The organism is Nocardioides sp., assembly GCF_036274455.1.
GTDB lineage: Bacteria > Actinomycetota > Actinomycetes > Propionibacteriales > Nocardioidaceae > Nocardioides.
Window position 1 is genome coordinate 1 of sequence record NZ_DASUFR010000123.1, and the last position, 5,688, is coordinate 5,688.

A 5,688-nucleotide genomic window follows, 5' to 3' on the forward strand; every position below is an offset into this window, starting at 1 on the left:
GAAGTAGGACAGGTCGACGCCGGAGTGCTCCGAGTGCGTCTTGAGGTCGAAGTCGGTGCGGTTGGCGATGCCCTCGAGCTCGCCCCACTCCGAGCCCTGGAAGCCGAAGCGGTACTCGATGTCGACGGTGCGCGTCGAGTAGTGCGAGAGCTTCTCCTTCGGGTGCTCGTAGTGGCGCAGGTTCTCGCGGGCGATGCCGAGGTCGACGTACCAGTTGGTGCGCTCGTCGATCCAGTACTGGTGCCAGGTCTCGTCGGTGCCGGGCTCGACGAAGAACTCCATCTCCATCTGCTCGAACTCGCGCGTGCGGAAGATGAAGTTGCCCGGCGTGATCTCGTTGCGGAAGCTCTTGCCGATCTGGGCGATGCCGAACGGCGGCTTCATCCGCGAGCTGGTCACGACGTTGGCGAAGTTGACGAAGATGCCCTGGGCGGTCTCGGGGCGCAGGTAGTGCAGCCCGGACTCGTCCTCGACGACACCGAGGTAGGTCTTGAGCAGGCCGGAGAACTGGCGGGGCTCGGTCCAGGCGCCCCGGGTGCCGCAGTTGGGGCAGGCGACCGTGGCGAGGTCGACGTCGTCGGGGTCGTCGAGGCCGTTCTTCTCGGCCACCGCCTCTTGGAGGTGGTCGGCGCGGAACCGCTTGTGGCACGACTGGCACTCGACCAGGGGGTCCACGAAGGTGTCGACGTGACCGCTGGCCTCCCACACCTGGCGGGGCAGGATGATCGAGGAGTCCAGCCCGACCATGTCCTCGCGCTGCTGAACCGTGGACTTCCACCACTGGCGCTTGATGTTCTCCTTGAGCTCCACGCCCAACGGGCCGTAGTCCCAGGCGGACCGCGTGCCGCCGTAGATCTCGCCGGAGGGGTAGACGAAGCCGCGGCGCTTTGCCAGGGAAACGACGAGGTCGACGGTGGAGGTGGGCGGTTTGGCCACGGCGATGCTCCGATGGTCACGGCCGGCTGGCTGCCGGTCTGGCGTTTGGTCTGGAGGAGTCAGCCTATCGAGCGGCTCGACGCGACATTGAGGACGGTCCCGGGCTCCACGACCTCATAGGCGCTCGGCTCGTCGAGCGCCCGGCTCAGCAGCGGGATCGCGTGCAGCTTCACGTCGTAGGACGAGAGGGCGCGGCGGTAGGCACCGACGCTGTCCCACCGTGTGGTCAGCACCCAGAGCTCCGGGTCGTCCACGTTGCGGCCGACCCGGCCCTCGACGAACCCGGCGCACGCCGCGAGCACCTCGTGCGCCGCGGCGAGGTCGGCACGGAACGACTCACCGTCCTCGACGGGGACACGGAACCTGCTCACCACCAGCACGCCGCCAAGGTAGCCCGGGGTCTCGAGACGGGCGCACAGCGCCCTCCTCAGCCACCGTCGTGGATCCTCACCGGCACGGTGGCTGAGGCGTGAGGCCGTTCACGGCCGAACCTCGAAGCCGCGGCAGGGTCGGCACTCGGGTGGGTCCCAGCCTCGGCTCGCCGGGCTTCGAGGCTCGGCGCTGGGGCGCCTCGCACCTCAGCCACCGTGGTGGCCCCGCTGGTCGAGCCTGTCGAGACCACCGCAGCCAAGGCACCCGGGTGCCTCCCAGCGTGGGCTGCGGGCATCTCGACGGGCTCGATGAGCGGTGGCCAGTCCCAGCATCGGTAAGACTTGACAATGATTATCATTCGCGGTGAGAATCGTTCTCATGCGACTCCTGCTCGTCACGGCACTCCTCGTGACGACGTCCGGCTGTGCAGCGTTCACCAACGACGCGCCGGACAACGCAGACCAGGGACTGGAGGTCGTGGCCGCCTTCTACCCACTGCAGTTCGTCGCCCAGCAGGTGGCAGGAGACCACGCGGACGTCGTCGACCTGACCAAGCCCGGCTCGGAGCCGCACGACCTCGAGCTCTCCGTGGCACAGACCGCCGAGGTGCTCACCGCCGACCTGGTCGTCTACGAGAAGGGGCTGCAGGCGGCGGTGGACGCGGCCGTCGGCCAGGCCTCCGGCGTCCGGACGATCGACGCGGGAGCCGTGGCCGGCCTCGAGCCGACCTCGCACGACGGCCACGACAACGCGGAGGACGGCCCATCCCTCGGCGAGGAGCCGTCCGACCTCGGCGACCTCGACCCGCACTTCTGGCTGGATCCGCTCAAGCTGGCCAGGGTCGTGGATGCGGTCGCGGGCGAGCTCGCGGCGGCCGACCCGGAGCACGCCGACGACTTCCGTGCCAACGCACAGCGGCTCCACTCCGAGCTCACCCGGCTCGACCAGGAGTACGCCGACGGGCTGCGGGGCTGCGCGCGGGACACGGTCGTGGTCTCGCACGACGCGTTCGGCTACCTCGGCCGCTACGGGCTTCACTTCGAGCCGATCTCGGGCCTCTCCCCCGACGCCGAGCCGACACCGGCCGACCTGGCCCGGCTCGAGCAGCTGGTCGACGAGGACGGGCTCACCACCGTGTTCAGCGAGCGGCTGGCCAGCCCGGAGCTCGCCCAGAGCCTCGCCGACGACCTGGGTGTCACCACCGCGGTCCTCGACCCGATCGAGGGGCTCAGCACCGAGACGTCCGGTGAGGACTACCTGTCGCTCATGCGGGAGAACCTCGCCGCGCTGCAGGAGGCGAACCGGTGCCCGACCTGAACCAGCCGGCCCCCGTCGTACTCGACGAGGGCGCCGTCGCGATCGGTGGCCGGCCGATCCTGCGCGGGATCGACCTCGAGGTACCGGCCGGCCAGTTCCTGGCCCTGATGGGCGCCAACGGCTCCGGCAAGTCGACGCTGGTGCGCGCGCTGATCGGCCTCCGGCCCCTCGCCGCCGGCCGGCTCCGGCTGTTCGGGACGCCGATCGAGCGGTTCCACGAGTGGTCGCGGATCGGGTTCGTCCCCCAGCGCGGCGGCGCGACGTCCGGCGTCCCGGCCTCGGTCTGGGAGGTCGTGGCGTCCGGACGGCTGACCCGGCGCAGGCTCTTCCGGCCGCTGTCCAGGGCGGACCGTGCGGTCATCTCCGACGCACTGGAGGTGGTCGGTCTGGCGGACCGGGCCGGCGACGGCGTCGCCACCCTCTCCGGCGGCCAGCAGCAGCGCGTCCTGATCGCGCGAGCCCTGGCCGGGGAGCCGGAGCTGTTCTTCCTCGACGAACCGACCGCCGGCGTCGACCTCGCCAACCAGGTCTCCCTGGCCACGTCGCTGGGCAGGCTGAAGGAGCGCGGCGCCACGATCGTCCTCGTGGCTCACGAGCTCGGCCCCCTGGCGCCGCTCGTGGACCGGGCCGTGGTCATGCGCGACGGGCGGATCGCCTACGACGGCGCGCCGCTGGCCGACCACGCCGTGCACGAGCCGGTCTTCGGCGAGTCGCACACCCACCATCACGCCTCGCACCACGGGCACGACCACGTGCCGCACGTGCGCTCCCCGCTGGAGGCAGGCCAGTGACTTTCTGGGAGCTCTTCCAGTACCCGTTCATGCAGCGGGCCCTGATCGCGGCGGCCTTCACCGGCGTCGCGGCGCCGGTCGTGGGCACCTACCTGGTGCAGCGCCGCCTCTCCCTGATGGGTGACGGCATCGGGCACGTGGCCGTGACGGGCGTGGCGCTGGGCCTGCTCACCGGGACCTCACCGACGTGGACCGCCGTCGTGGTCTCGATCCTCGGCGCGGTGGCCATCGAGGCGATCCGGGCGCGGGGTCACACCAACGGCGACGTCGCCCTGGCCCTGCTCTTCTACGGCGGTCTGGCCGGCGGCGTGCTGCTCAGCGGCCTCGGCGGGGAGAGCTCGGCGCGGCTCCAGCAGTACCTCTTCGGCTCGATCACGACGATCTCGATCTCCGACGTCGTCGCGACGATGGCGCTCGCCACGGCCGTGATCGTCATCGGGATCGGGCTGGCGCCGCAGCTGTTCGCGGTCGCGCAGGACCAGGAGTTCGCCAGGGTGACCGGCCTGCGCGTCGGCTTCTACAACGTGCTGGTCGCCGTGCTCGCGGCGGTGAGCGTCTCCGTCGCGATGCGAACGGTCGGGCTGCTGCTGGTCTCCGCGCTGATGGTGGTGCCGGTCGCGACCTCCCAGCAGCTCACCCGGTCCTTCCGCACCACCCTGCTCGCGGCCATGGTGCTGGGCGCGGCCGCTTCGCTGGGCGGGCTCGTGCTCTCGGCGTACCTCTCCTTCCACGCCACGGTGGCGCCGGGCCCGACGATCGTGCTGCTCTCGCTCGCCGGGTTCGCGGTCACCTGGCCGGTCGGGGCCTGGGTCCGGCGCCGGGCCCGGCTGCGGGAGCCGTTCCCGTCGGTGCCGGCCCGCGACCACGAGCCGACCGAGCACACCCACCAGCACGGACCGGACTGCGGCCACGTCGCGGTCCGGCACGGCGATCATGTCGACTACGTCCACGACGGCCACCGCCACGCGGAGCACGGAGCGCACTATGACGAGCACTGACGGACCGCGGTCGGCGGCCATGCGCCCGACCAAGCAGCGGCTGGCCGTGGTCTCGGCCATGGAGTCCTTCGACGACTTCCGCTCGGCGCAGGAGATCCACGACCTGCTGGGCCGGCGCGGCAACCCGGTCGGACTGGCCACCGTCTACCGGACCCTGCAGCGGCTGGCGGACGCCGGAGAGGTCGACGTGCTGCGCACCGAGGACGGCGAGGCGATCTACCGGCGCTGCTCCGAGCGTCACCACCACCACCTGGTGTGCCGCGGGTGCGGGCGCACCGTGGAGGTGGAGGGACCGACCGTGGAGCGCTGGACCCGCGCGATCGCCGCCGAGCACGGCTTCTCCGAGGTCAGCCACGACCTCGAGATCTTCGGGACCTGCCCGGACTGTGCCGCGCCCTGAAGCTCCTAGCCTGCTGCCTCGGCCACGTCCTTGTAGATCTGCAGCATGCCGCCCCAGGCATCGGGGCCCTCGAAGGTCTTCTGCATGTCGGCGGCGTCGGGACCGTAGGCCTCGAGGTCGCGGTGCACGAGCTCCACGACGGTGCGGCCGTCGTCGGTCGGGGTGAACGTCACGTCGACGTGGGTGACGAGGTCGGCGTGATAGGCCCAGTCGGCACCGATCTGCCACGTGACCGTGAAGCCATGCGGCGGGTCCCAGGCGGTCACCACGCCGGTGTCGGTCTCCTCGCCGCCCTCGTGCCTGGCGTACCAGCGGCCGCCGACGAACGGCTCGATGATGATCTCCTTCAGCGGCGTCTCACCGATGTGGTGGCCCGCCGGCCACCACGACATCATCTCGTCGGTGAAGACCGCGAAGCAGCGCTTCTGGTCGAGACCCACCGCGACGCTCACGCGCACGGGGTTGATGGTCTGCTGCTGTTGCTGGCTCATCGGTCGTCCTCCTTGTGGGCTTGGTCCTCTGCGTGCTGGTCCTCTGCGTATTGGGCGAACGCGACCATGGCCTTCTGCCAGAACCGCTCGAGGTAGGTGCGCAGCGGCACCAGCCCGTCGGGGTCCAGCCGGTAGACCCGGCGGGTCCCCTCCTGGCGGTCCGCCACGATCCCCACCTCCTTGAGCACCTTCAGGTGCTGGGAGACCGCCGGTCGGCTGACCGGCAGGCGGGCGGCGAGCTCCCCCACCGGCTGTGGTCCGTCCAGGAGGAGGTCGAGGATCGCCTGCCTGGTCGGGTCGCCGAGGGCGGTCAGAATGGCGTGTGCGTTCGTCATGACTTACCGTAAGTTACAACTAACGGTAAGTGGTTGTCAACCGTTAGT

At 70.8% G+C, this 5,688-nt stretch carries 8 protein-coding genes; 4 read left to right on the forward strand and 4 right to left on the reverse strand.

Annotated features, from left to right (window positions below; translation table 11 throughout):
* Window positions 1-936: glycine--tRNA ligase (locus tag VFV89_RS11685; protein WP_329706113.1), on the reverse strand; the 936-nt coding region annotated here is incomplete at its 3' end.
* A gap of 59 nt (window positions 937-995) precedes the next feature.
* Window positions 996-1,316, reverse strand: coding sequence for an antibiotic biosynthesis monooxygenase family protein (locus tag VFV89_RS11690; protein WP_329706114.1), 321 nt, complete (start codon window positions 1,314-1,316; stop codon window positions 996-998).
* A 370-nt stretch (window positions 1,317-1,686) separates the two neighbouring features.
* Between VFV89_RS11690 and VFV89_RS11695 the strand changes: the two genes are divergently transcribed.
* Genes VFV89_RS11695 through VFV89_RS11710 form a run of 4 tightly spaced genes read left to right on the forward strand, consistent with a single transcriptional unit; the run spans window position 1,687 to window position 4,814 of the window.
* The gene (locus tag VFV89_RS11695; RefSeq protein WP_329706115.1) at window positions 1,687-2,625 is read left to right on the forward strand and encodes a metal ABC transporter substrate-binding protein; all 939 of its coding nucleotides are present in this window, start codon (window positions 1,687-1,689) and stop codon (window positions 2,623-2,625) included.
* Complete coding sequence (locus VFV89_RS11700; RefSeq protein WP_329706116.1) at window positions 2,613-3,416, forward strand: ABC transporter ATP-binding protein; 804 nt, start codon at window positions 2,613-2,615, stop codon at window positions 3,414-3,416. The genes VFV89_RS11695 and VFV89_RS11700 overlap by 13 nt, the downstream gene beginning before the upstream one ends.
* Window positions 3,413-4,414, forward strand: coding sequence for a metal ABC transporter permease (locus VFV89_RS11705; RefSeq protein ID WP_329706117.1), 1,002 nt, complete (start codon window positions 3,413-3,415; stop codon window positions 4,412-4,414). The genes VFV89_RS11700 and VFV89_RS11705 overlap by 4 nt, the downstream gene beginning before the upstream one ends.
* Window positions 4,401-4,814: a Fur family transcriptional regulator gene (locus VFV89_RS11710; protein WP_329706118.1), complete on the forward strand. Its 414-nt coding sequence runs from the start codon at window positions 4,401-4,403 to the stop codon at window positions 4,812-4,814. The genes VFV89_RS11705 and VFV89_RS11710 overlap by 14 nt, the downstream gene beginning before the upstream one ends.
* A gap of 5 nt (window positions 4,815-4,819) precedes the next feature.
* Here the strand turns inward: VFV89_RS11710 and VFV89_RS11715 are convergent, their stop codons facing one another.
* Window positions 4,820-5,305, reverse strand: a complete 486-nt coding sequence (locus tag VFV89_RS11715; RefSeq protein WP_329706119.1) for an SRPBCC family protein — start codon at window positions 5,303-5,305, stop codon at window positions 4,820-4,822.
* Window positions 5,302-5,640: a metalloregulator ArsR/SmtB family transcription factor gene (locus tag VFV89_RS11720; protein WP_329706120.1), complete on the reverse strand. Its 339-nt coding sequence runs from the start codon at window positions 5,638-5,640 to the stop codon at window positions 5,302-5,304. Before VFV89_RS11720 ends, VFV89_RS11715 begins: the two co-directional genes overlap by 4 nt.
* Window positions 5,641-5,688: the final 48 nt, after the last annotated feature.